This is a genomic window from Solemya velum gill symbiont, from assembly GCF_002020255.1.
Classification (GTDB): Bacteria; Pseudomonadota; Gammaproteobacteria; order Chromatiales; family Chromatiaceae.
The window spans coordinates 25518-47637 of record NZ_MPQG01000002.1; the positions used below are offsets into that span (position 1 = coordinate 25518).

Annotated in this window: 24 protein-coding genes; 12 read left to right on the forward strand and 12 right to left on the reverse strand. The window is 48.3% G+C overall.

Features of this window, described 5'->3' with window-relative positions; genetic code table 11:
* Nucleotides 1-4 precede the first annotated feature (4 nt).
* A complete protein-coding gene (fabD, locus tag BOW06_RS02220; RefSeq protein WP_078454955.1) occupies nt 5-1885 on the forward strand; it encodes an ACP S-malonyltransferase in 1881 nt (626 codons plus the stop codon).
* A gap of 263 nt (nt 1886-2148) precedes the next feature.
* On the opposite strand, the gene BOW06_RS02225 is transcribed toward fabD, so the two are convergent.
* The 5 genes from BOW06_RS02225 to BOW06_RS02245 are packed head-to-tail and all read right to left on the reverse strand — an operon-like array spanning nt 2149 to nt 9804.
* On the reverse strand, nt 2149-3735 hold the full coding sequence (locus tag BOW06_RS02225; RefSeq protein ID WP_078454305.1) for a Tn7-like element transposition protein TnsE: 1587 nt from the start codon (nt 3733-3735) through the stop codon (nt 2149-2151).
* The gene (locus tag BOW06_RS02230) at nt 3710-5257 is read right to left on the reverse strand and encodes a TnsD family Tn7-like transposition protein (protein ID WP_078454304.1); all 1548 of its coding nucleotides are present in this window, start codon (nt 5255-5257) and stop codon (nt 3710-3712) included. Before BOW06_RS02230 ends, BOW06_RS02225 begins: the two co-directional genes overlap by 26 nt.
* Complete coding sequence (locus tag BOW06_RS02235; RefSeq protein ID WP_078454303.1) at nt 5257-6912, reverse strand: AAA family ATPase; 1656 nt, start codon at nt 6910-6912, stop codon at nt 5257-5259. Before BOW06_RS02235 ends, BOW06_RS02230 begins: the two co-directional genes overlap by 1 nt.
* Complete coding sequence (locus BOW06_RS02240) at nt 6909-8984, reverse strand: TnsB C-terminal domain-containing protein (RefSeq protein ID WP_078454302.1); 2076 nt, start codon at nt 8982-8984, stop codon at nt 6909-6911. Before BOW06_RS02240 ends, BOW06_RS02235 begins: the two co-directional genes overlap by 4 nt.
* Entirely contained in the window at nt 8968-9804 is an 837-nt protein-coding gene (locus tag BOW06_RS02245) for a TnsA endonuclease N-terminal domain-containing protein (protein ID WP_078459443.1), read from the reverse strand. The genes BOW06_RS02240 and BOW06_RS02245 overlap by 17 nt, the downstream gene beginning before the upstream one ends.
* A gap of 785 nt (nt 9805-10589) precedes the next feature.
* Between BOW06_RS02245 and BOW06_RS02250 the strand changes: the two genes are divergently transcribed.
* From BOW06_RS02250 to BOW06_RS02270, 5 genes are all read left to right on the forward strand, one after another.
* On the forward strand, nt 10590-11423 hold the full coding sequence (locus tag BOW06_RS02250; RefSeq protein ID WP_179115095.1) for an adenylyl-sulfate reductase: 834 nt from the start codon (nt 10590-10592) through the stop codon (nt 11421-11423).
* Between the two features lie 18 nt (nt 11424-11441).
* Entirely contained in the window at nt 11442-11924 is a 483-nt protein-coding gene (gene aprB, locus BOW06_RS02255) for an adenylyl-sulfate reductase subunit beta (protein ID WP_043116941.1), read from the forward strand.
* On the forward strand, nt 11924-13828 hold the full coding sequence (gene aprA, locus BOW06_RS02260) for an adenylyl-sulfate reductase subunit alpha (protein ID WP_043116942.1): 1905 nt from the start codon (nt 11924-11926) through the stop codon (nt 13826-13828). The genes aprB and aprA overlap by 1 nt, the downstream gene beginning before the upstream one ends.
* Before the next feature lie 110 nt (nt 13829-13938).
* On the forward strand, nt 13939-14292 hold the full coding sequence (locus BOW06_RS02265) for a hypothetical protein (RefSeq protein ID WP_043116943.1): 354 nt from the start codon (nt 13939-13941) through the stop codon (nt 14290-14292).
* A gap of 57 nt (nt 14293-14349) precedes the next feature.
* A complete protein-coding gene (locus tag BOW06_RS02270) occupies nt 14350-14865 on the forward strand; it encodes an FKBP-type peptidyl-prolyl cis-trans isomerase (protein ID WP_078453049.1) in 516 nt (171 codons plus the stop codon).
* Nucleotides 14866-14906: 41 nt separating this feature from the next.
* On the opposite strand, the gene BOW06_RS02275 is transcribed toward BOW06_RS02270, so the two are convergent.
* Nucleotides 14907-15227 carry a hypothetical protein gene (locus tag BOW06_RS02275; protein ID WP_043116945.1) on the reverse strand — a complete coding sequence of 107 codons (321 nt, stop codon included), beginning with the start codon at nt 15225-15227 and terminating at the stop codon, nt 14907-14909.
* Between the two features lie 190 nt (nt 15228-15417).
* On the opposite strand from BOW06_RS02275, the gene BOW06_RS02280 reads away from it, so the two are divergent.
* Nucleotides 15418-16146: a hypothetical protein gene (locus BOW06_RS02280; RefSeq protein ID WP_078453050.1), complete on the forward strand. Its 729-nt coding sequence runs from the start codon at nt 15418-15420 to the stop codon at nt 16144-16146.
* Between the two features lie 9 nt (nt 16147-16155).
* A complete protein-coding gene (locus tag BOW06_RS02285) occupies nt 16156-16455 on the forward strand; it encodes a hypothetical protein (RefSeq protein ID WP_052132125.1) in 300 nt (99 codons plus the stop codon).
* 12 nt (nt 16456-16467) lie between these two features.
* Here the strand turns inward: BOW06_RS02285 and BOW06_RS02290 are convergent, their stop codons facing one another.
* The 4 genes from BOW06_RS02290 to BOW06_RS02300 are packed head-to-tail and all read right to left on the reverse strand — an operon-like array spanning nt 16468 to nt 18574.
* Entirely contained in the window at nt 16468-17100 is a 633-nt protein-coding gene (locus tag BOW06_RS02290) for a hypothetical protein (protein ID WP_043116947.1), read from the reverse strand.
* Nucleotides 17101-17138: 38 nt separating this feature from the next.
* Nucleotides 17139-17879, reverse strand: coding sequence for a GNAT family N-acetyltransferase (locus tag BOW06_RS02295; protein ID WP_230208774.1), 741 nt, complete (start codon nt 17877-17879; stop codon nt 17139-17141).
* A 24-nt stretch (nt 17880-17903) separates the two neighbouring features.
* Nucleotides 17904-18191, reverse strand: a complete 288-nt coding sequence (locus BOW06_RS13185; protein ID WP_230208775.1) for a GNAT family N-acetyltransferase — start codon at nt 18189-18191, stop codon at nt 17904-17906.
* A 32-nt stretch (nt 18192-18223) separates the two neighbouring features.
* Entirely contained in the window at nt 18224-18574 is a 351-nt protein-coding gene (locus BOW06_RS02300; protein WP_043116948.1) for a YciI family protein, read from the reverse strand.
* Nucleotides 18575-18868: 294 nt separating this feature from the next.
* Here BOW06_RS02300 and BOW06_RS13020 point away from each other — a divergent pair, with 294 nt between their 5' ends.
* Nucleotides 18869-19030, forward strand: a complete 162-nt coding sequence (locus BOW06_RS13020; RefSeq protein ID WP_179115094.1) for a hypothetical protein — start codon at nt 18869-18871, stop codon at nt 19028-19030.
* 88 nt (nt 19031-19118) lie between these two features.
* Here BOW06_RS13020 and nadC read toward each other — a convergent pair whose 3' ends face one another.
* Both nadC and BOW06_RS02310 read right to left on the reverse strand, forming a co-directional pair.
* Entirely contained in the window at nt 19119-19952 is an 834-nt protein-coding gene (gene nadC / locus BOW06_RS02305) for a carboxylating nicotinate-nucleotide diphosphorylase (protein ID WP_078453073.1), read from the reverse strand.
* A 1-nt stretch (nt 19953) separates the two neighbouring features.
* Complete coding sequence (locus BOW06_RS02310; protein ID WP_043117776.1) at nt 19954-20301, reverse strand: FKBP-type peptidyl-prolyl cis-trans isomerase; 348 nt, start codon at nt 20299-20301, stop codon at nt 19954-19956.
* A gap of 71 nt (nt 20302-20372) precedes the next feature.
* Here BOW06_RS02310 and BOW06_RS02315 point away from each other — a divergent pair, with 71 nt between their 5' ends.
* From BOW06_RS02315 to BOW06_RS02325, 3 genes are read left to right on the forward strand one after another with little or no spacing between them, the layout of a single operon-like run.
* Complete coding sequence (locus tag BOW06_RS02315) at nt 20373-20753, forward strand: thioredoxin family protein (protein ID WP_052132127.1); 381 nt, start codon at nt 20373-20375, stop codon at nt 20751-20753.
* Nucleotides 20753-21316 (forward strand): 1,6-anhydro-N-acetylmuramyl-L-alanine amidase AmpD, encoded by a 564-nt coding sequence (gene ampD / locus BOW06_RS02320; protein ID WP_078453053.1) that lies wholly within the window; start codon nt 20753-20755, stop codon nt 21314-21316. The genes BOW06_RS02315 and ampD overlap by 1 nt, the downstream gene beginning before the upstream one ends.
* Nucleotides 21313-22092, forward strand: a complete 780-nt coding sequence (locus BOW06_RS02325) for a helical backbone metal receptor (RefSeq protein WP_052132128.1) — start codon at nt 21313-21315, stop codon at nt 22090-22092. The genes ampD and BOW06_RS02325 overlap by 4 nt, the downstream gene beginning before the upstream one ends.
* The last annotated feature ends 28 nt before the right edge of the window (nt 22093-22120 follow it).

The window sequence follows — 22120 nt, forward strand, 5'->3', positions numbered from 1 at the left end:
CGATATGGATCATCAAAGCACCGCCTGGCTGTTTCCGGGACAGGGCTCGCAACATAAAGGTATGGGAGAACAGCTGTTCGAACTGTTTCCTCATCAGGTCGAACTGGCCGATGACATCCTTGGCTATTCGATCAGGGAACTTTGTGTCAACGACCCTGAAAATCATTTAAACCTGACGCAGTATTCTCAGCCAGCACTGTTTTTTGTTAACGCGCTGAGTTTTCTCAAACTGCAACAGGACGGCGTGAAAACAGCTGATTTTTTCGCCGGTCACAGCCTGGGTGAATATAACGCATTGTTCGCGGCGGGTTGCTTCGATATTGAAACCGGTATTCAACTGGTGCGTAAACGCGGCGAGATTATGTCTCGCGCACCAAAGGGTGGCATGGCGGCGGTATTGGGACTGTCACTCGATGAAATCGCAACATTGATTCGTCAATCAGGCCTAAACAACATCGATATTGCAAACATCAATATGCCAACGCAAACCGTGGTCAGCGGCGATAAAACGGAAATCCTGGCATTTGCCGAATACGTAGAACAAAAACCGGGCGCTCGGTACATTCCGCTTCGCGTGAGTGGCGCATTTCATTCACGCCTGATGAAACAGGCCGCTGTCGAGTTTGACGAGTTTTTACAGGCATTTAGTTTTCATAGTCCGCGCACACCGGTACTGGCCAATATTACTGCACAATCCTATTCATCTGCGCCGGAAGAGATCAGGAACACGCTGGTCACTCAGCTATCGTCATCCGTGTACTGGCTGGATATCATGACGAATCTGTTTACCGACTACAGTGTTGAATATATTCGCGAAGTGGGCCCGGGACAAACACTGACGCGCATGTGGACTGAACACGTTAAAACGCTGCCCAAAGGAGATCGCACTGTGCAGCACCAAGTTAACCGTGACACATCCGCACCGGCAACTGTTTTCATGTATCCGGGACAGGGTAGTCATTATTACCACATGGGCAAGGAACTTTACGCCGACGATCAGGCATTTAAACGTGCGTTCGATCAGTGTGACGAAATCATTGCAGACCTTGCGGGTTTTTCTCTGGCTCACATCGTTTACCAGCAGAACAATCCGTTCCAGGATTTTAACGAAACCAGAGCGACTCATCCGGCCTGCTTCGCGTTCAATTACGCCATGTCTAAAACACTGGAGGCACGAGGCATTACTGCGGATTATTATCTGGGATACAGTCTGGGTGAATACAATTGCCTTGTCTCTACCGACATACTAGATCTTGAAAGCGCATTGAAACTGGTATTTGAACAGGGCGAACTGTTCCAGCAACTGACATCGCCCGCGGGTATGCTGGCCATATTCGCCCCCCTGAAACTGTTAGAGCAACTACTGACAAGGATCAGTAGATTGACGCTTGCCGCTGTCAATCACGACACTCAATTTATCTTGACCGGCAGCGAACATCACTTAAATGATTGCGAAGATTTTCTTAAAACTGAACGTATTCTATTTCAGCGTCTTCCGGTCTCAAGAGGATTCCATTCCACTTTCATTGACGCTACCAAACAAAACTTTCTGGCACTAGCTGAAACGCTCAGGTTCAGTTCTGCATCAAGACCCTACTATTCATGTGCAACGACATCGACATTAAGTGAAATCGATCCGATCCGACTCTGGTCAATTGCCCGTGAGCCGGTGCAGTTTGCACAGACTATTCGCATGATCGAATCTGAAATCGCGCAACCGACATATATCGATCTTGGCGCAAGTGGCAGTCTCGCTAACGTACTGCCACATTTGATTGCGGACAAGCACAGAGCACTGTTTACGGTGAATCGTTTTGGAAATAATCTGAAAACCATGGCGCAAATGAGCGGAAAGTTTGACAGTATACGATCTTGCGCTGCTTAAAAAGGTTTTTTGACGCAATTAGTAAAGTAATTGTCGACATTCGAACACTGTCCACCTCCAATATGTAGAAGTTTGGACCTAATCCATCTCTCAAACTAATCTCAATTTCTAAAGCTATCCGCAGGATGGTTGTGAAAGAAGACAAGCTCACCAAGGGAGGACTTTGCGAATAAGCTCGGGCGTATAACCTGTAGAATACCATAGATATACAAATCGCCTACAGTCTCGACTTACTCGAAATACGATTAATTTCACATCTCATCTCAAAAGATTTCCAAATAAACCCTCTCTGCCCACCGTTGGACTGATTCCTGTTCTAGCAATGACTTGTCCTTAGTCTTTTGGTGAGGAATTCTTTTGCAATCACTTCCAAATACCTGTTTGAGAAATGGTGTTGGCCAAACCAGCGATCGCTTCAGTAGTCGAATCTCAAGCTCACTAAGATGTTCATCCCAGCCCATATATGAGCGTGCTTGTTTCAGCAGCAAAGTTGATAAGCGATTCTTATTATCTGATGTATCGACTTCGAGCAGTGCGTAGACTTCACCGCTTTTATTGATTAGATGAAAGGCAAGACAGCGTGGATTACCATCAGCAAGCAAATGCTTGGAGTAACCATCTATAGTGGGAAGCTTTCGGATCTCCCTGTGGATATGGCGGCAACCAGACATACTAACCAATTGCCGTACCATAGCGTTAAAGGCTGCAAATTTATCTGTATAGAGATGTGTGTCGTCGCTCTTGTCTTCCAGGCCATCATAATCTGCTGAAGGTAATGTGCCTTGAGTACTGGCCTCATCAGTACTTACGTCAAAGCCAGTATTTTCTGTAGAGTCTGACGAGTCCTCTTCCTGACCCAGACGACCCGTCTGACCTTTTCTCTTACCAACGCGAGTTGTCTGAATGGGATTAGCAAACTCAAATGCGACGGCTGGCGTTTCAATCCGGATTTCCGTGTGATCAGAATCTGGCTCTTGTTCGTCATCAATTTCCAATTCCGGACCGGATTGTGAACCGGGTCGAACAGCACACCCCTGACCAGTTCGCCTCTCAGCGAATCGGGGATCGACAAAATCGACGTAAGCGGGACAATCACAAATTAGATTGGAAACACCATAAATTTCATATACAAAAAACACTTTTCGCTCCTGATCGAAATGGCCTCGAAGTGTCAGCTCAGCACCTGCGAGCGGCGGTGGTTCAAATTGGAAACACCATAGACGGTATTTGTCTGTGTCATAACCGTTCTGAAGTTGGTAACGGGCAATACTTTCAAAAGATTGCCGCACATCATCATCCAATAAGATCCAAGCTAACAAACGTCTTAACGCATAGTCACCTCTGACGTACAGCGGTAGCGTGCAGATTGGTAGAATATTGATGAGCGCTTTGCTCAACTTATCTAAGCGCTGGACATCAAACTCCTGAGAGACTCCGTTGGGGATCAAGGCTAAACGCGTTATATAAGCATGGTGAAAAAACAGTACTCGTGCCAATTCGAGCTGAGGAAGATAATACTGCGTTCCACCAAATTCAAAGTTAAAGCACCATTGCTGTCCATCATCCTGCCGGTTTACCGCCGGAATTGGACAGGCTTCAATCGGTTCAGTACGCCAATGCCGAGCATTTTCTATCACAACACGGGACTGGAATCCGGCAGGGCGCGGTTGCTCGCTTGCATTGACAACCCTGCGTCTTGCTAAAACCGGAATTTGAGAGATACCAAAATATTGTTTCTTTTGGCCAGGTGCCAATTTGACATTAATGTGCCAGTCAGAACCATCATGGCGGCGGAATAAAGAGCCAATCTCCCGGATAACGCTGTTATTTTCTACACCTTTGAACTTCATGTTCCGTATCCACTAAATTTTCCAAATACTGCCTGGCAGGTTCCATCATTCGTTCTTCACTCAATCCGGCGTTTCGCAACAATCGCCATCTTGGCGGCGAGTCAAAGAGAGCCCGCAAATCGTCGTAGGCATTTTGCAAGCGTCGGATCTGGTACTGGGGAACGCTTTCCGAATTAGCCACCAAAAATGCCGATGTACGTTGCATTTGATGGAGATTTTTCTCAAGGGTTGAGAGATTACCAGGCAACTTAAGGTAGTAGGTTCTTGAGCGCCTGGGCCCTTGTTGATTTGCCTTCAGAAACGTTGCCAGTTGTCGGAGCGCTTGCAGATATTCCCGATCCCGCTTTTCCCAATCGACGCGTGGTGCGTTCGCCTTTGCCTTGTTTTCTGCATGACGATCGTTAATGTCCAACAGCCAGTCGCGATGACTTCGATAAAGTCTGGCATACAAGGCCGGTGATGTTTTTCTGGCTTGTTTGGGGGGACAGGAAGATAGCAATGCAAACCAAGCTTCCTGATCTGGCGTTTGACTGTTCGACTTTTGTATCACCACCTTAACTTGTTGTGGCGTTTTACGTGTTGGTTTCCGGCTAACTTCATCAAGTACATCGTCTATCTGCCAGCGGCTATCCAGCAATGCCTGATGAACAACAATATGCTGAAGATAATTGAAACTTTTTCGATGCTTGCGGAAGATTGCTTTCAGACAGTCTGAGTCATCAATATCGGAACTGGGAGGCATCAGACGGTTTCGGATTAACCAAGCGGCAGGCCACACCTTTAATACCTTATTTTTTATCACCGAGTGATCAATTTGTGCTTTTCCCCGGTAAAAACCCAGTCGATAAGCAAGGCTGCGATAATACTCCGTCCATTGCTCAAAGCTGGGTGACGCTTGCGCAGGCCGAACCAACAACTGCCGCACCTGAGCGGTTATCCAGTCAGAAACTCCCATTCCCTTTTGCTGCTTAGTTATATGACAGTGTTCAGGTGCCGCAGCGATAAAGCGATGACGTTCAATCAGGGGGCGAGCAATCCGCGTATCCATCAGCACACCGTGTTCAGGGCACGATTCAACCCCGGCAACCTGCCATTCTCGTAGCCAAAAATACTCACCATATTGTTCACGTTGAGCGGCTATACAACCGGGACAGTACCTGACAAAACGCGGGGATTTAATACGAGAGGCGGCAACCCCTAATGCCAGATGAGCGGCACCCTGAGTACCCTGGTATAACCAATTCATGCACTGAAGCCGTCGAGCCTCTGGTACAAAAGGTGCGTAAAGCGGAAATAAGCTATGACTATAGATCAACTTATCAGGTTTAAACTCCTCAGGAAGCCAACGAGAGAGCATTACAAGATGGTTAGGTAAGTCTATCGTTGCGATAATACTGCGAGATTCGAAGACCTCATCCAACAATTGCTTTGGGCTGGTCAGCCCTTGCCGGACACCTGCTCTGGCCACAGTGCTATACATCAACTCCTCTGTGTAAGGGATAGGAAAATTCAGCACAGCCATCACCCAAAGGAATTAACCCAGTCCTGGGCATCAAAAAACAGGCCGTTGCGGCCAAGTGATTCCTGAAAGGTTTCCTCATTGGCGGACTGCGAGAATAGGAAGCGCAAGTCTTCTGAATCCAGGGTATGCCAGTCAGCTTTCTTCACCGCCTTAAGTTTGGGTTTGGATGACACTGGCTTTTCTATCTCTGCACTCTGATACCAAGAGAGGATCAGCGGCATAAGATCCTTCATCACAAGGCCCGGATGATCCTCAAACGCTCTATTGATCAAAGGCTCAAGCAGCTCAGAGGCATACCCCATATCAACCAGCATATTGTGCAAACGAACAGCTTGTTCATTACCCCCATACTTGACTGCGGTATCAATGCTTTCCTGGTTGGAACGCAGCAGGTGGCTAAGTTCCAGTATTTTTCTATCCACGTCGGGGATAGTCAGATCTGAGTAACGCGCTATTTTTGTTACATCGCCCGACCGTAACGCATCAATCATGGGATGGATAGGTTTTAGCTCATCCTGATATACCTTTCGCATCAAAGCTGGGGTAATGCGCTCAATGCCTGTGACAACAGCTCGGATCTGTGACAGAACAAACAATTTGATGACGACATCCATGATGCCTTGAGAAAGTTCGTACCAAGTATCTCTAATTTCATCTGTCACTTCAGAGGATGCTTTAGTCAGCCATTGATACTTCCACAAACGGCCAGTGAAAGCTCCCCACTCGCTACGGGAGACCTCCTGCTCGCCTGAGGGTTTGCTTAAAGGCTCCCATAGTATTGAACCAAAACCTGCACCACGACGAGCGGACCGCAAATCCAGTTCAAAGACAGATATGGCCTTTGGTGTCCCCACCATGACAACCGGGACCGAAATTTCATTAACCAGTGTGACAAAGAAATTGAGCATGCGCTCGGCACCACCTGAGTTCTTAACACTCAAGTGCTGGATTTCATCAATCACTAACAGTCCAATTGCGTGGGTGTTGGCAATGTGTGCCATTACCGCAATCAAGGTTTCCACGCTATGTCGTTTTTCCACGTAGCGGCGTACGTAATTCGTGGCGAGTACGGCGTCAATTTCCCGAAAGAAGTTATGACACAGGCTTTTCAAGGAAGCGTCATGTGGGCAGTCAATTTTAAGGAAAACGATCTGAGTGAAGTTGTAGGTTTCGTGATATATCAACTGGGGATAGGTTGCCAGAATACGGTTCAATGAGCTTGTCTTGCCTGAACCAGAACAACCGATGAAAGCCAGACTCTTAGCGGTGGATTCCACATGCTCGAACCGGAAAACAGCCAAATCCCCCTGCATGACACGCTCATAACCATTCTGGATGTGGGCATTCAGTTCGCCTGTCGCCAGATTCCTGCCAACATACCCTTGTCGAAGCATGACCGATAATTTTGACTCCAGCTCAATGTGACGAGATAGCGGCTGGAAAAAATTATCAAGTAATTGAGATATGACATGAATACGGGTCTGGCCATCAAGATAAACGTCGGTTGGACGAAACGTAATTTGACCCGATAACCCGCCCTTTAGCTGACGCCGGTCCAGGATCGGCGGCAAAGCTTCAATGAGCGGGTTTCCTTGGTACTGACTGATCCCAGTATCATTATAAATTGCTTGTACCATGCCTTTGGGTAGCCTCATTCATCATCTCCAAACAGGTCATCCAGAAAATCTGGGAAAGCCCCATCTTCAGGCTGATCAGTCAAATACCTGACATCTGCTTTGGGTTTCGGCTCAGTAGGCTTGTTATCCGCTCGACGTTTTTGACGTTCCTGCTCACGGGCTTCCCATCGGTTTTGATTGATGCCAGCCAAAGTTTCTGTTTTCGATTCACCAAAGTAGGAAGGACGTAGCTTTTCTGCGTTTTGGATGGTTTCCTGAATCACATTTTCCAGCGATCTTTTGCTTTCCCTCTCTTTCAATTTAGCTGCCGCTGTTGATTTTCGTTGTTGCTGCTGGCTGTCCCATAACTCCCACATCGACCGGCCCCTAAATTCCCTTGAGCGGTCGGTTAGCGAGCACTCCCAGTAATCTGTTTTTGTTGCATCTGGGAAGACATAAATGATGTCGGCTACCGAGGGGTCATACGCAGCCATAAAGGGGCCAGGTCGCTGTTGCCCGGTTCTATGCAGCCAGCCAGAGGCCAGCAGCTCCCTACAGGTATAAAAGACACCGAAGCATTGAATGCCGTAATCGGAAAGCGTTACTTTTTGACGAGGCAACAATGCCAACTTCAACGCCGACTCTGATGTGTTACGCAACCGTCCGCTACGATTTTGAATACCCCATTGCCAGATATTCATCGGTACAGGTGCGAGTGTATCCGGCATATCCGGATCGCGGTCATACTTGACCAATACCGAACTCTGGTTGCGATGCAGAATAGAGCCGATAATGATTTTAGTGAAATCTTCCAATGTAAGTGTTGCATCCAACCGATAATCTTTCCCGCCCCGCTTTTTAATGGTGGTTCCAGCAACCACTCCTGGTGCAAACGGTTTGAAGTCCGCTTGAATCGTACGAAAATGCCGCTCAACGATACCCTTCGCATCCCCACGATACGGTGGTGTATTTTCAATCCGAACACCAAAAGCCTGCACCAGATATTCAATTTGATGACCCAGCAGCTCACCGCGATCAGCCAAAATGGCGTCCGGCAGTCCAATCGACGGCCAATCCTCAGCCCCGATGTCATAACCGAAAGACTGGCATATCTGAGATTTATCGATCATGGCGTTCACCAATGCCAACATAGCCGTCACATAGGAGGGGTTTTCAAGTCCCACATAGAAACCAGCAATCAATCTGCTATAGACGTCGACAACCACGTACAAGGTTGGTCGGCCAATAATCTTTTGTCTGTCAGCGGAAAGCAGATAGATATCGGCAATAGTCGCGTCGATCTCGTAGCGTGCACCAGGACCGTGAACCCCGGTTGTGGCTGTTCCTTGTAACGGTCTGATGTCCTTTTGATATTCAATTTTATTGGCTCTCAGCCGGATACGTTCAGGCCGGACATATTCCCGTTCGTAGAAATAGCGTAGTTGAGCAACTGTCGGGAAATTCTCTTTCGGTACATCGGGATGAGCCGTTTCAAACATGCCTTCGAGGCGTCGATGAGCATAGGGTAGAGAATGATTCTTCTCCGTCAGATAGTGGCGATCAAGCACAATGCGAAACATGTGTTCAACTCCAGTATCTACAATGGCGCCGGTACCCGGCGCTATACTTCTCGGACGCCCTAATTTTTTTCCTGAAGCTGTGCGTTTCTTTCCTCGCCCACCTGATTTATCGTAATCCGGCAGAAGCGCGTTCGGTGTGCAACCTCGCTGCCAATATTGCCGAAGATAGGCATATATTGTTTTTTTGGCCGTTCCAGATTCAGTAACAATCTGCTGAACCAGTGCGCCTCGACCGCTGCGATAATAGATATCCGGTTGGTGTATTAAAGGCGCCATAATGGCCATACGCTTGTCCCGGATTTGCTGTGCTACTGAGCCGTGTTCCGGGAGCTGAGCTACAAGATGAGAATAAGGATCATCAATTTTTTTTAAAGTCTCAGAAAGGATGAAGTCTTCCACCTCTGCCAGAGAAACCCGCTCAGGGAAAGCTTTGTCAGAATCGATATTAATCCATGTATATCGAATATCTGAGACATCAAGAATACGATACCGAGCCTCCCCGAATACCACGACATCATTGATTCGCAACATAATAATTCCTCAATGATTCAATGTCTGAAGATGCTTGTAGCTCCCCTACAGTCAGCGTTGACCAAGGCTTTCGGATATCGAATAAGAAAACCCTTAAGGCTAACAACGAACGTATCTTTTGGAGGGATTCGCCTGGAGAGAGCAAATAGGCTTGATCTAGCATCATTGCAACCTGAGAAATCAGCAAAGCCGGATGATTTATAAAGCAGCTCAGATAAAGGGAAGCCATATTCAGAGTATCTTCGATCCCATCCAGAACCAATTGCGCTGGATACAGCCAGGCAATATTCTTGGTGACGGTTTTGGGAATTTGTTTTTCTGTCAGCAAATACCATGGAACTTCCTTCAACGCCCAATAACGCCGTTCAAGTTCCAGTTTTTCAATAGTTCTAGGATTTGAAAGATCTGAAGAGGTTTTTACCTGAATAGCCATTCTTGGACGCTCAGGCTTATTGGTGTCCACTAGAAAATCCGTGGACATAACTTGAATTTGTCCTCGTACTTCGGGATGACGGATACGCGCTTGCGCCGCAAGTTCAATGGTATCCTCTAGTCGGAGAGGATATTGCTCCCGGATATCAGTGACAGATGGATTCCAGTCAAACAGGAAAAAAGCCGCCAGCTCTAGGTCTGACAACAGATGGTGGGTTCGTTGAGTCTGGAATCCCCAGATGCGGTGAGATCGTCCGGCAGAAGGTAGGTCTCTGACGGTCAACCATGGTTGGTAGTCTTTTCCTGACCCCTTTCCACGACCTTGTTTAACCCATTTCAGTGAACGAGAGTCAAGGGATAAGCTGGTCAAGCTCCGTACCTCCGACATTTGCGCATAAAGTATACGGAGCTAAGTTACCATATTTATTTGTAAGTTACCAACTATATTTAAAAGTAACTTACTTTATTTGAATCCCACATGTACACACTTTCCGAGGTTACGCTTGAACATCATTGAAAAGCAAAGAAACGAGAAAAAGACAAAAAGCCTTTAAATTCAGTACGTAGAGATGTGATTGTGGTGTGCAATGAAAGGTGATTTTAAGCGTTGAAAGGCTGGGCGGCATCAGGGTGGGAGATGATAGCAAACGTACGTCTCTTACTGATTTCATTGAGTAAATTGCTATCTGACAAGGTCTATTCTCCTAATTTGAAGACACTCGAGCACACACCTATATAAATGCGCTCTTGCCCGGACGCCAGGGGCTCCCGAAAAGCCGGATATTCTAACCCCGAACGGTTTGGATGTCAGGTGAAAGTGAGATATTGGCAGGAAAATGAGAACTTGTGTCATTTAGGACGCAGCAGGAATCCCCGAATGAATGCCAACATGCCCTCAAAAGCTGTCTGAAACAGCCCTGATCCTTGCTAGAGAGCCATTCCTGACGATGTCCATGACTGAATCACAAATCGGGCCTGAAGGGCCATTGAAAAGATTGATAGAAGAAAAAGGAATGCTGATTAGCTAACATTAATTGTTACTAATATTATCCTTATCCGATTGACGGTTAATAGGGCCGTAGCCGCGAGACAGGCCACGCTGAGTAATCATGCGTGCATCGAAACATACGAGATCAAAGACACATTCGTCTATGCAATCCTTGAGGAGAGACAATGATCACAGCTAACCCATTCAATGGACTTTTTCCAGACGCAATCATGCAGGGATACGTTATCGTAATGATCCTGCTGGTTATTGGTGGAACCATTATCGACATGATTCACAAAAAGAGTGCTCAGTACTTTTTTGAGAATTCCCAGAAACAGCAGGCTAATGCCAAGCGCTCAGTAGGCGGCGGTAAAAAAATTGGCGCTATGATTGGCGTTCTGCTCAACGAAGTTCTGACTTCAGGTGAGTTTGAAAACCCGATGCGCAGGATTTCACATCTCTTCACCATGTATGGTTTCATTCTTTTCGTCGCATCTACTGCCGTTCTGATTTTCGGCTACCCGACTTCAGCTGATGCTGGTATCTGGCCAATGCTTTGGCACCTGGGTGCAGCTGCACTGGCTATCGGTGGCTACTGGTTCTGGTTCATCATCCGTGTAGACGTATCTGCAGAAGGCAAAAAATGGTATCAGCTGGCTAAAGCCGACCTGTTTATCGTTTCAGCCCTGATGACTGTTACCTGGGCTCTGGTCTGGTCTCTGTCAGGTGCAGGTAAAGAAGGTATCAATGCACTCTTCCTCGCACTGTTCATCCTTTCTGCTACCACACTGTTCAGCACAGTTCTTTGGTCCAAGTTTGCACACATGTTCTTCAAGCCAGCTGCTGCATTCCAGAAGCGTATGACCAAGCTTGACGGCTCGCAGGAAAACCTGCCTGATCTTGGTGATCTGACCGATCCTGAGCTGCAGGCACGCTATCCGGACATCCCCGAATACATGGGCACCAACCCACCTAACATGGGTCCTGGTATCAAAAGCGAAGCCCCACAACACTATTAATAGTTAAGGAGAAACGAGATGCCAACTTTCGTATATATGACACGTTGTGATGGTTGTGGACATTGCGTTGATATCTGCCCTTCAGACATCATGCATATCGACCCGACTTACCGTCGTGCTTACAACATCGAACCAAACATGTGCTGGGAGTGCTATTCATGTGTAAAAGCCTGCCCTCACCACGCGATTGACGTTCGTGGTTATGCAGACTTCGCACCGCTGGGTCACTCAGTACGTGTAATCCGTGATGAAGAGAAAGGTGTAATCGCCTGGCGTATCAAATCACGTAACGGTGAAAATGACCTGAACCTGCTGGCTCCTATTACGACCAAGCCATGGAGAGAGCACATTCCTCAGCTGGCTGATGCGCCTGCTCCCAGCCAGGAAATGCGTGACAGTCAGTTACTGTTCAACGAGCCAAAATACATCCGTATGGATGATGGCGATATTCATACTTTGGAGTCTAATGGACTGCATATGGAAAAAGGGGTGTACTACTAATGGCTAAAACAATTGTTGAAGACAATATTGATGTTCTCGTAGCCGGTGCCGGCCTTGGCGGTACAGGTGCTGCCTGGGAAGCTCGCTACTGGGGCAAAGACAAGAAGATCGTTGTTGCTGAAAAAGCAAACATTGACCGTTCCGGTGCTGTTGCACAGGGTCTCTACGCGATCAACTGCTACATGGGTACCCGCTTCGGTGAGAACAACCCTGAAGATCACGTTCGTTACGCTCGTATCGACCTGATGGGCATGGTTCGTGAAGACCTGCTGTTTGACATGGCTCGCCACGTTGACTCGGCTGTTCACCAGTTCGAAGAATGGGGCATGCCAATCATGCGTGATCCTAAGTCCGGCTCTTACCTGCGTGAAGGCCGCTGGCAGATCATGATCCACGGTGAATCCTACAAGCCTCTCGTTGCTGCGGCAGCGAAGAAGTCAGCTGACAAGGTTTACAACCGTATCTGTGTTACCCACCTGCTGATGGATGACGCCAAGGAAAACCGCGTAGCAGGTGCCGTTGGTTTCAACGTACGTACTGGTGATTACCACGTATTCAAGTCCAAGACTGTTGTCGTTGGTGCTGGTGGTGCTTCAAACATCTTCAAGCCACGTTCAGTTGGTGAAGGTGCCGGTCGTGTATGGTATGCGCCATGGTCTTCCGGTTCAGCTTACGGCCTGATGATCCAGGCTGGTGCAAAGATGACCCAGATGGAAAACCGTATCGTACTGGCTCGTTTCAAAGACGGTTACGGCCCTGTTGGTGCTTACTTCCTGCATCTGAAAACCTACACTCAGAACTGTGATGGTGAAGAGTATGAATCAAAGTGGTTCCCTGCCCTGCAGGAAATGGTAGGCAAGGAATACCTCGACGTTGAAGCTTCACACGTTTCTCACCGTCCGATTCCTACCTGTCTGCGTAACCACGCATTCATCAACGAGGTAGCATCTGGTAAAGGTCCTATCCACATGGTTACCATGGAAGCGTTCCAGGATCCGCATCTCGAAGAGATCGGTTGGCACAACTTCCTCGGCATGACTGTTGGTCAGGCTGTACTGTGGGCTGCTACAGACGTTAACCCCAAGTACGAAAACCCTGAGCTGACTACTTCTGAGCCATACGTTATGGGTTCACACGCTACAGGTTGTGGCGCATGGTGTTCCGGTCCTGAAGATATCTCACCTGATGAGTACTTCTGGGGCTACAACCGTATGACTACCGTTGAAGGCCTGTTCGGTGCTGGTGACGCTGTTGGTGGTACTCCACACGCATTCTCTTCAGGTTCATTCACTGAAGGTCGTCTGGCTGCTAAAGCTGCATGTAAGTACATCGACGATGGTAAAGCTGAAGGCATTAATGTTTCACAGGAGCAGATCGATCGCCGCAAGGAAGAGATCTTCAAGCCTATGGAGCATTACAAGATCTACCGCAATGAAATCGTTGCAGGTACTGTAGCGCCTAACTACATCAACCCACGTCAGGGTCTTGATCGCTTGCAGAAGCTTATGGACGAGTACGCTGGTGGTGTAACAGTTAACTACATGACCAACGAGAAGCTGCTTCACATCGGTCTGAAGAAGATGAAGACTCTCGAAGAGGATCTTCAGAAGGTTGCTGCTGAAAACGTTCACGAACTGCTTCGTGCATGGGAACTGAAGCATCGTCAACTCGCTTCTGAGTCTGTTATGCATCACACCTTGTTCCGTAAAGAGACTCGCTGGCCTGGTTACTACTACCGTGGTGACCACATGAAGGTTGACGATACAAACTGGCATGTACTGACAGTTTCACGTCGTGATCCTAAAACTGGCGAATACACCATGGAAAAAGCTCCTCTGTATCACCTGGTTGGAGATATCGAGGATAAAGCCCTGGCTGATATGAAAGCCAAAGAGGGTGCATAAAATAGCAAACGGGGGTCCCCTTCCGGGGACTTCTGTTTGACTTTGAAGAGGCCAATAGTATTATTGGCCTCTTTTTCATTGCATGTTAGCAAGTTAAGCAAGAGCAACAGATGAATATTATTGACAAGACAGATGAAGAGCTCCTGGAAATCGGCCTCCCCTGGTGGGAAGAGCTGATCAAGTTTTCCAACAAGGGGCAATACGGAAAATTCATCCGCAACTTCTCCTATGACCTGCTACTGGGCCTGAATGAAGTTGAACTCGGCAAACAGTTTTCCAGAAGCGAATTGACGCGCAGTCTTTCCGAAGATTATGACTTCCTGGGTTTTATCCGCCGTGGTGAACACGTGACTCTTCTGTTCAGAGTTCGCAGCACCAAGAAAGAAGGCGAATGGCTGGGCAGAATGGTTCTCGGACACGATAAAGAGGGTGAAGTGAAGATTTTTGGTGCATCAATCTTCTAATACCCATTCGAGACAGACTGAATCGATACTTTTCATTATTATTAGAAGTAAATTTCTATGAAAGAAACCATCCAGCATGACAAATACGTCGAACTGAATTACAAGGTTCTTGACGAAAAAACCGGCCAGGTTCTATCAACAGTAGAATTCCCGATTGGTTATGTCCATGGTGCAGACCAGGTACTCGCAACACAGGTCACCGCTCAACTTGAAGGTCGGACTGAAGGTGAGGTCATCGAGATTCCGATTGATGGAAACCTGATTTACGGTGCCCGTGATGAAGGACTCGTTTTTACTGATAACATCGAAAATGTGCCGGAAGAGTACCGCGAAATCGGTATGAAAATCCTGATGGAAAGTGAAAAAGGCGAGCCCAAGGAATTCATTGTCACGCGCATGGATGACAAGACCCTGACTATCGATGGTAACAACCCGCTATGCGGCAGAGACCTGATTTTCAAGCTTGAAATTCTGAAAGTCCGGGAAGCTACGCCAGAAGAGATCGAGGCTGGAACAAAAGTGGTTAACGGGCCGGATATCGACCACGATCCTGACCGTATTGTTCCTATCTGACCCTGAGTCAGAATCGAGCTGAATAGCCGGGAGCTCCCGGCTTACCCTTCCTTCGCATGGAACAGCTTTTTCATCACGCCCATCATCAAATCGTAGGTATACGAGTTCTCGCCGCAATGGACTAACTCGTTATCACCTTCCCTGAAGGTCAGATATGGCCTCACCTCGATGCCATCCGCATCAATCCTGGTGGTATCATCGATAATACTGGCAACGTTGAACGTAATACTCGCCGTTGCATCTTCCAGCTGATCCCCTTCCAGGCCGGCTTCGACCAGCTTGACCATGACTGTCTGGGTAATTTCGGCAATGAAAGCCTTCTGGAGTTGTTCGTATTTTTCAGTGTCTAGAGTAAGTTCCATTTTGAACCCTTGTGGAAGCTCTTGATAAATTTGCGCAATTTTAACATATCAGGGAGATTGAAAAATCCCGCAATTTAACAGATTACGACTAATTGCCTCTCTATTCATGTACTAATTCAGCCCATTTGCGGGACAATAGAGATGCTATTATTCCCTTATTGATCAGCAGCATTTTACGACTTCACAAATTATGAGTTCACTTGTCATCGAAATACCAACCATTGCCGACCAGGCACTTGGAATAATGAAACGCGTTATCGACGAAAACGAGAAAACGCAAAAAATTACTGACCAGGCATCAGGCCCCTTGCCTCTCGCATCGGCCTTGTCAGATTTTTTCCAGCTTGCTTCCGGTCTGGAACAGGAAGAACAAAAACCTGAAAGCGAGGCAATTTCAGAGCTAGGCCATTACACACTGGATCTGCTCGACCGCCTCGCATCCCAAATATGGCACCTGGATATCCATGACCAGCGCGACAATATGGCGCGTCTGTTTGTCTCCCTTGCGGTCTGGTTTGCACGTCATAACGCAGTACAGGATAACCTGCAGGCGACAGCAGACAGCTTTGCCATCCTGGTCAATGGAGAACAGGACTCTGATGAACTCGCCAACCTGAGTCGTTTTATTGATGAAGTGCTTGAGTCGGCCTCGGACGAAATCAAGACAGACGAGGACAAAAGCGATCCCTGGCGCCCCTGGCGAGTGCTTAATCTCAATTCAGGCGTGGCAGCCACACGCGCCCTGGATACGCAGCTGATGCAAACCACTTTTGAACACATGGAACGCCGTCTTCCTTATGACCTGCCCGGCTTTTTTGCTGATGGGAAAAGACAGATGGAGTCTCAGGACGTACCCGAGGAAGTGAATCAACTGATAAGCCAGTACGCAGAAAAATGGCCCTTTAATTCATCACACTAGAAAGATACTATGAAACTGGTACAAAAACATATTCTTAAAGGCACCCAGGAGTTTGAACTGCTGGATGATGAGGTGCGTGTACGCATCAAGGCCCCCTTCAAAGAGAAAGAGAAATCGGTGCCATTGTCGATTCTGAATCCGGAACCCGTTATTGAAAATTCGCGCCTGAATTTCCATAGCCGGGTTAAATGTGGCCCGCTACTGTCGCTTTACCTGGATAAACCAAATGCCAAGGAGTTCAACGCTTTTGTGGAAGCAGTAAAAGAGAAAGCGCTGAAAGAGTACAACGCCTTCGCAGGAATCAAGTAGCCTCTGCCCTGGCTAAAATGAAAAAGGATCGTCCGATAGCAAGGTGGCAATATAGGGCGCATAGGTCAAAATGGCACCTTGTGTTGAGCCCAGGGCATGAAACTCATTCAGTACTTGTGAAAGAGACTCATCACTCTGCGGGTTTGACTTAAGCGATTCGAGGGCTGTCAAAAACGGACCAATCTCTTCACCGCCAAGATGCTCCCTGAGCATATTGATGGCTTCCTCAACCCCTTCAGCCGTGATCTCCTTGTTTTTTGCGGTACGCGCAGTATCAGGCTCGTCGAATGTCGGTGGTTCTTCAAACACATTCCCTTCCAATCCGGAAGATGTACCTGTTTTCAGCCCTGCAAACGCGCTGAATTCTTCTTGAATCTTCTGTTTCAGCAGCGCGACGAAAGCGTTGAACTCCTTGGCATTTGGTTTATCCAGGAAAAGTGACAGCAAGGCTTCATTGTTGACGCGACTGGTAAACTCAAGTCGGGATTTACTGATGACCGGCTCCTGGTTCAAAACCGTCAGCATCACTGTCAATGACTCTTCTTTCTTGAAAGGCAGTTTGATCTGGACATTGACGGTGTCATCAATGATTTCAATTGTCTGGGTTCCTTTTAAAGGGTGTTTTTGTACAAGCTTGGTGACCATAGTGAATCCGAATTTAATTTGTAAATGGCGGCAATTAATTAACTGCTAACCAGGGAAGCTTTAAGCAGCTTTACCCATTTTCTGAAAAAAGAATCTAACCACCCTCTCCCGCTATTCGAGATGCGTGGTTTTCCACAAAACAGGCTGAAACGTTCCCTGCGTTCCGACATCCAGTCCTGTTTGTAGGCATCATTACCGGTCAGGAAGTCTATCTCCTCGACCTTGTCGGTATCAATCACATATTCCATCAGGTAACTAATGAGAATAGTGCCTGGTGAATACCGCTTCCAGGCCTCGTCGTAAGCCAGCTTGAAGATACTCGCCTTGCCATGGACCACAAACCAGAACTGGGCTGCTGCAGGCTGCCCATCGATATAGAGAACTGCCAGCCTCAACCAGCCCGGCTTCGATAAACTGCAGGCCAGGCCTTGAATAAAATCGTCATAGAGTTCAGTCGCTTTCCAGCTCGCCTTGTAAACGGCATTGAAATCAGCGATGCCCTGCTCCAACTCCTGGTCAATAAAAAGGCGGATTTCATATCCATGCTCACGCTCAAGCTTGCGCTTTTTACGAGCTATCGTATTGCGCACCCTGGCCGGCCGCGCAGCCAGGTACTCTTCAAAAGATTGCCCATTGACCCGATAGATCCAGTTGTAGAAACGTAATTTGAAATGGCATTCGGCTCCTGATGCTTCAATGACTCGCTGCAGGCTTTCCAGGTTGTCATCATTTTCATCCACGGGAGCCAGTCGCAATGGATAAACCGGTAATTCAGTCAAACCTTGAACCAGGCATTCGAGAATTTACTGTCGGTTTGTCTCTGCAAGCAGGAGACTATAGAGCGAGGAGTACAAGTGCGTGAGGATTGTCCACTGCTCACCTTCGCGCTTCATCAGTGGCAGAATAGCCAGCACATTCTGCCCATCCACGACACAGGCCAGCAACATAGTCTGGCCAGGTTCCAGAACAGTAGTGACCAGGTTCTCAAACCATGGACGGGAAAAGAAAACACTCTGCTTGCTACCCTCTGTAAAAAGGGCATTGGCACTCTCTGGCAACTGCTTCCAGTCAGCGTAACAGACAAACTCCATCTCTGATCAGTCCAACTGGTGCAATAATCGGGCTAGTTAGCCTTGTCGCTACCACCTTCACCAGGATCGCCTTGCATCTCAAGCATCTCTGATATTTCCAGCGTGCCTTTGATCTCCAGAAATGGACAGTCGCGTGCAGCAGTCAGTGCTTCTTCCATAGAGCCCATTCTGATGATGCTAAGGCCCGACATGCCTGTCGTTGTTCCAAGCTCGGTCTTGCCATCAGGGTGAACTGTATGGGTATCTTTGAAGGGTATCGCAGCACTCACTACTGCATCCCCGAGTGAAGCCAGCCACTTTTGGTATCTTTCAAAATGCTTTTGCCCTTCTCCCGGGCTGGACGGGAGCTCTCCTCCCAGGTAAAAGACCATGTACTGTGGCATAGCTGACGCTCCTGTGTAAAAGGACCTTCAGATCTATAAAAACAGGTCAGAGGGCCCAAAATTTAGTAAATTCAAAAATTTACCGAATTTTAACGGAAACGGCCTGTGTAATCAGGGAAATTTGCCATAAATAATATTGATCTGAATAGAAATATTAAGATACTCAATCATACTGGTCAGCCGAGACATTCTGCTATAAAATTCAGTTTCTAAATTTTTATTGATGTTGTTGTGATCGTTATCAACTACTTACTCATGTAGTGGCAATCACAACTTCAAAGCAAAAGGTGATTTATGAGCGAACCAGCTAAGACCAGACCTGTAGTTCCTGAAGGCAAATCCCGTTTTCTGGTAACACGTCAGAAACCAGCAAATGAAAAAGGTTTCGTCGGCTATGAAACCATCTGGGAATCTTTCCAGAAAGAAGCTGACTACCAGACTCCAAAGCGCCCATAAGCTGGAAGTAGTCGTTCAGCCTTTAGCTGACACAGCAGTATTAAAAATGAGGGTTGCCTGTAAAGGGTAACCCTCATTTTTTGTCGTATCAATCCTCGAACAGCATCGACAAATCCAGCGCCCTGACATGTTTGGTCAGCGCACCGATAGAGATGTCGTCGATCCCGGTCTCGGCCAGTTCACGAATTGTCTCAAGCGTGACGTTGCCAGACACCTCGAGGCGTGCCCTCCTGGCATTCAGCTCGACCGCCTGCTTCAGCATCTCGATTGAGAAGTTGTCCAGCAGCACGCGTTTTGCATCTGCATCAAGTGCCTCCTCCAGCTGCTCAAGCGTCTCCACCTCGATCTCGACCTCAACATCGAAGGAATTGCTACGCTCCATCACGCTGTGAATGGAACCTGCTGCAGCTATGTGGTTCTCCTTGATCAGGATCGCATCATAGAGACCAATCCGGTGATTGGCGCCACCACCGCACAATACGGCGTATTTCTGTGCCAGTCGCAGGCCGGGAATCGTCTTGCGGGTATCCAGAATTCGAACCCCGGTTCCCGCAACTGCATCAACATAGCTCGCAACAGTGGTTGCTGTGCCACTCAAGGTCTGCAGAAAATTGAGCGCCGTACGCTCACCACTCAAGAGTACTCGCGACGGCCCTGCGAGGTAACAGATCGGTTGATCCTCTACCAGTCTGTCACCATCCCGGGCAAGCCATTCGATCTCAACTTCTCTGCCCAGCTCGTAAAAAATCGCATCGACCCAGGCGCTGCCGGCGAGCACGCCCGGTTCACGAGCGAGAATGGTCGCACGGTCGAGCGCTTTCTCCGGCACCAGTTCAGCAGTTAGATCACCGTCGCCGATATCCTCGGCTAGTGCATCAGCAACCTGCCGAAAAATTAATTCACCCGGAGGTAGTTGCGGCATATCAGGCATCGACCGCGAGCAGTTCGACATCAAATACCAGTGTTGCATTGGGTGGAATCACACCACCCGCTCCCGCCGCACCATAACCAAGCTGTGGGGGGATTGTCAGTTGGCGCTTGCCACCCACTTTCATGCCTTCGACACCCTCGTCCCAGCCACGGATAACCATGCCTCTGCCAAGTGTGAACTGAAACGGGTCGTTACGATCGTGGCTGGAATCAAACTTGTCGCCGCCCTCAAGCCAGCCGGTGTAATGAACGGTAACGCGTGCGCCAGATACGGCCTCGTCGCCCGATCCTGCCTCCAGGTCTTCAATCTTGAGTCCCGAATCTGTTATACGTTGTGACATAATCATCTCCATGGTGGTATTTTCGCAAATCATGCTGCACATACCCAATATTAAAAACAGAAGCTGATTTTATGCCAAAACAGGCGGGAAAACACGGCGGAATGCAAAACGAAAACAGCTTGCCCGAGCTCGACCAGTACAATTTTCATCACCGCATCAGCGAGATGACGGGGCGCACAGTGGTGTTTTTCACTTCCCCTGACTGTGGCGCCTGTCGTGCCGCACGCTTTGCGCTTTCATCATTGCATGAAAAGAGTGGCCTGCAAGTCTACGAGGTCGATGCCGTGATGAATCCTGCGCTGACGAATGAATTCGGTTTTTTCCACCTGCCATCACTCTATCTCTATATCGACGGCGACTATCATGCACAGATTCAGTCCGAGGCAAATCCGGACTCAATGGCTCATGCTATCGAAACATTCAGTGCACTGCCTGCCGAGGAAGAGCCCTGATGCCTGAGAATCCTGTCTGGCTCGACAATGCCGAGTGTTGCCCTTCGCCCAACTGTGATGAGCGTGCTGCTGATGAGCAGATCTCGCTACTGGTTATTCACAACATCAGCCTGCCACCCGGCAAGTTCGGTGGCCCATGGATAACCGACCTGTTTCTCAATCGCCTTGACCCGGGGGCTGATCCCTATTTTGAAGAGATCGCAAATCTGAAGGTCTCATCTCACCTGCTGATCCGCAGGGATGGTGAACTGGTTCAATACGTCCCTCTCAACATGCGTGCATGGCATGCAGGTGTGTCGAACTACTGCGGTCGTGAAGCCTGCAATGATTTCTCCATCGGTATTGAGCTGGAAGGCACAGACGAGACTCCCTATACAGATGAGCAGTATCGCCGACTGGTCGACGTAACAATTGAAATCATGGAAATCTACCCGGCCATTACACCGAAACAGATCACCGGTCACAGCGACATAGCACCCGGACGCAAGACAGATCCCGGACCGGCATTTGACTGGAAAAAATATCAGGAAATGCTCAGGGAAGAACCCAAGCACAGCGTATGAAACAGCTTTTTGCTCTACTGCTATTGCTTGCATACGTGCCCATTCAGGCTCAAGAGCCCTCCCCTCAACGAATTGTGGCCTTGTCGCCGCATGCTGCAGAACTGGTCTATTTTGCCGGTGGAGAGAATCGGCTCATTGGTGTTTCAGCATTCAGTGACTTTCCGGCATCAATCAACACGCTGCCAATTGTCGGCGATGCCAACGGTTTTGATCGCGAGCTGTTGCTGACACTGAAACCGGACCTGGTCATTGCCTGGAAACAGAGCCTCGACAGCCACGATATTGCATGGCTGCAAAAAGAGTCATTCCGGCTATTTCTCAGTGATCCCATGTCGCTGGATGCGATTGCAGATGAAATCGACAAGCTTGGGGAGATACTCAATACGAAGAAATCTGCGCAACAGAGTATCGACAGGATGAATCAAACACGTCTCGAACTACAAATGATAGCTTCAGCGCGGCAACGTCCTGTACGCGTGATACACCAGCTGTGGAACTCTCCCCTGATGGCGCTGACAGATAGCTCGATGGTCTCTTCGGTACTTGCGTTGTGCGGTATCGAGACACCGGTTCACGTCGAGAACAGGCTCTCGGCAACTCTGTCGAAAGAGCAGATGTACACGGCAGAAATTGACGCCATCACCGTCGATGAGAAAGGTCAGATCGAGCCCGTCAATCCGAATGGGCTCCCTGTTGTCAGGGTCGATACATTGAAACTGCATCGTGCCTCGCCGCGGATGTTGGAAAGTGCGTTAGAACTGTGTAGAAAGTTATGAACTCAATTCGTCACTCCCGCAAAAGCGG